At 59.7% G+C, this 817-nt stretch carries 1 pseudogene; it reads left to right on the forward strand.

From position 1 onward, the window contains the following. Window positions 1-817, forward strand: a pseudogene (locus PspCFBP13509_RS31310) (RHS repeat protein); the annotation flags it as partial.

Consider the following 817-nt stretch of genomic DNA (forward strand, 5'->3'; position numbering starts at 1 on the left):
GCGCGATGTGTCCGGCATTGGGCCAGTTTTTCCCAGATGGATACGCGGTATGCCTGGGGAGATGACGGCCGTGTCACGCTGCATAACGCCGATGGCAGTCAGGAAGTGTATGTCCATGACGACCGGGCGCGGCTGATGCAGCGGATTGATCCGGATGGTGCACAGCACTTCAAATCCTACGATGACAAGGGCCGGCTGACGGTTGAGCAGAACCCGCTGGGCGCGGTGACGGCGTATCAGTATGACGAAGCCGGACACTTGGTGGCGTTGTTTCCCGGGGATGATGAGCCGACGTCCTACGAGCATGACAATGGCTTCGTACGGGTTGTAAGGCGGGGTCTGGCGGTCTGGAAGTACGAGCGTAACGATCAGGGCGACGTCATTCGTAAGATCGATCCCGACGGACATGTTACGGATTACAGCTACGACAAATACGGGCAACTGGTTGGGGTTTGGTACCCGGATCACAGTTGCCATCGGCTGGTGTGGAATGAGCGGGGGCAACTGATTGAGGAGCAGCTGCCCAATGGCGGGATCAAGCGGTATCGCTATGACGATCTTGGCCGTCAGGTGGCGCGCGAGGATGAGCATGGCGCGCTGACCCAGTATCAGTGGGACAGCGTGGGTCGCTTGGTTCGCGTGGTGCTGCCCGGTGGGGCGTGTCGGGAATACAGCTACAACCCCTACGGAAAAATCACCGCCGAACGCGACGAACTGGGCCACGTCACCCGCTACGAATACGCCGACGGGTTGCACCTGATCAGTCGGCGCATCAACGCTGATGGCACTCAGGTCAACTACCGCTACGACAACGTGC

Origin of the sequence: Pseudomonas sp. CFBP13509, from assembly GCF_005233485.1 — a bacterium.
GTDB classification, from domain to species: domain Bacteria; phylum Pseudomonadota; class Gammaproteobacteria; order Pseudomonadales; family Pseudomonadaceae; genus Aquipseudomonas; species Aquipseudomonas marginalis.